General features: G+C 37.1%; 4 protein-coding genes. 3 read left to right on the forward strand and 1 reads right to left on the reverse strand.

What is annotated here, in order from left to right; genetic code table 11:
* Positions 1-743, forward strand: a 743-nt coding sequence (locus WA010_RS00720) for a PDC sensor domain-containing protein (RefSeq protein ID WP_422555261.1), incomplete at its 5' end; no start/stop codon positions are given.
* Positions 744-767: 24 nt separating this feature from the next.
* The gene (locus WA010_RS00725; protein WP_422555262.1) at positions 768-1,559 is read left to right on the forward strand and encodes an HDOD domain-containing protein; all 792 of its coding nucleotides are present in this window, start codon (positions 768-770) and stop codon (positions 1,557-1,559) included.
* 38 nt (positions 1,560-1,597) lie between these two features.
* Here the strand turns inward: WA010_RS00725 and WA010_RS00730 are convergent, their stop codons facing one another.
* The gene (locus WA010_RS00730; RefSeq protein WP_422555263.1) at positions 1,598-2,017 is read right to left on the reverse strand and encodes a class II SORL domain-containing protein; all 420 of its coding nucleotides are present in this window, start codon (positions 2,015-2,017) and stop codon (positions 1,598-1,600) included.
* A gap of 183 nt (positions 2,018-2,200) precedes the next feature.
* On the opposite strand from WA010_RS00730, the gene WA010_RS00735 reads away from it, so the two are divergent.
* Positions 2,201-2,409, forward strand: a 209-nt coding sequence (locus WA010_RS00735) for a glycine--tRNA ligase subunit beta (RefSeq protein WP_422555264.1), incomplete at its 3' end; no start/stop codon positions are given.

Raw genomic sequence — 2,409 nt, forward strand, 5'->3', positions numbered from 1 at the left:
TTCCGTGTCTGAGTGATCTTTATGTTATTGATTCACATGGGGTACAAATTACCCCTACATGGCGTCGTAATGGTCATGATGAGTCGATGAAAGGGATGGATAAAGGTTATTTTATAAATCGTATTCGCTTTGATGAACACGAAAACTATATTTCTAATCCTTATATATGTGCGAACTCGGGACAACCGAAAGTCTCTGTGGCACGTCGGTTTCCTGATGGAAAAATTGTTGTTTTTGATCTTGATCTGGTATCTGTAATGACAAAAATGCATTTGATTGACAGTGATCGTCTTATTTCGAAACTTTCAGTATGGATTTACGGATTTTTGGGCGGCGGGTTAGTTCTTCTTGCCCTCTTTTTAGGTATGTATGGTTTGATCGGTTTTGTAAAAGCATTGGGTGGTTTTGGAGATGAAACACTTCAATATGTTTTTAAATCAATTATTGGCATTACCTTAGCAATTGCGATTTATGATTTAGCAAAAACGATTTTAGAAAAAGAGGTGTTTTTTCGTTCTCTTACCTTGGAAGAGGGGAATGAATACGCCACGCTCACTAAATTTCTTACCTCAATTATTATCGCTTTATCGATTGAATCTCTGATGGTCGTCTTTAAAGTAGCCATTAATGATATTACAAATATGCATTTTGCTCTGTATCTGATTAGTGGTGTTGGGATTCTTATTTTTTCCATGGCAGTGCTGACGTATGTGAGCCGTAAAAAAAGTGAGAAAAAAGAGTGATGGGTGTACAATTCAAGGCATTTTGTGAATAACTCACTTCTTTATACTATAGAATCCTTCCCGCCACTGTCTGAATCAATACAAAAATTAAATGGACTTTGTCGTACAGAAGAGATTGATTTAAAAGCTGTTATTAAAGTCATTGAATCTGATCCCATGCTCTATACTGATATTTTACGTTATTCTAATGTTCCTTATCATGGATTTCGTTATCCGATAACCTCTATTTCACAGGCGATCTCTTTATTCGGTGTTTCAACAATACGAGGTATGGCATTGACCGCAGCATTGAAAGCAAATTCTTATAATGATCTCTCTATGTATGGTGTAAGCATCAAACAATGGTTTGGTGCGATGGAAAAACAACAACGGTTTTTAGATATTTGGCTGTTGAAAAAACATCGCTCGATTTTACACTCATTAGGGGGGTTAAGTTTTATTTTGGAGATCGGTCGATTGGTTGCTTCGTACGCACTTATGATGACGAATATGACGTATCTTTTTAAAGATCATGAACCTTTAAAACTGATTTCTGAAGAGAAGAAAATTATTGGTCGATCAGGAGATGAATTAGCAGGCAGTCTTTTTGAATTTTGGAACTTTGAACCTATTTTTTCTAATTGTTTGATCTATTCTATGAATCCAAATGAAGGTATAGAACCAAGAATATGTGCCGTATTACAATGTGCTAGAATTTTATTTACCATTGAAGAGATTAAGCCTTTTCAAGAGATCGAGACGATACTGGAAAGATTTGATTTTGCAATTAATGATGCAAGAATAGCCTATGAAATAGTATTAAGCGAGTGTGATTAAAGGAGGGTAAAACTCTACAGAAGAGTTTCACCAAATATTTACGAACAGTGCCCGCCGCCGCAACACGTGCTAGCTTCTTCCACTTCAACTTCTACCGGAGTTGATTCCCATACACCGTGTTTGGTGCAGTAACCGTGTGCTACAAGGGTCAACTTTTTACCCATAGGTACGATATTAAAAGTTACTTCCGCATGGTTTTTTTCATTTCCAAGTGTTCCAGGGACAAAATCAGCGCGGGCAAGCAATGTCTCACCGTTGTAAAGTGCGATGTTAGCGATGAAGTGATCGAAATCATCCGGATGAGAATATTCATTTCCCATTTTTACGGTAACAGCAAATTTTTCACCTTTTTTAGCTGTTGTGGCACAGTGGATAAACGGAGAGTGACGGTCGATGTAATCTTTGCGTGATTCACGTTCTACAGTGTCGATATCGACATAACGATTGATAGTTGGCATGTTTGTTCCTTATTGAGTTTTAATATGATCGGGGTATTGTACTCCTGTAAACTTTTAACTTCATCTAAATAAGATATTTTATCTCTGAATTAATTTTTTCCAAAGCAACCATCATCTAACAGCATTTTTTAACCATCAAATCGGTAGAATCGGGACTTTAAAAATGATTTGATGGATACATAAATGTTAAAACCTCTTTTGATTGAAATCGGTGTTGAAGAACTTCCGGCGGTTCCGTTGCTAAAAGAACTGAGTGAAATTGAAAAAAAATGGGTATTGGTACTCGAAAAAAATGCCCTTGGCGGGGAATTTGAGTTCTACTATACACCGCGTCGTTTGGTACTGTGGCACCGTGAGTTCAAAACACGCCAAGACAACCGCGTCGAAGAGTT

It is taken from the genome of Sulfuricurvum sp. (assembly GCF_049305995.1).
Taxonomy (GTDB): Bacteria; Campylobacterota; Campylobacteria; order Campylobacterales; family Sulfurimonadaceae; genus Sulfuricurvum.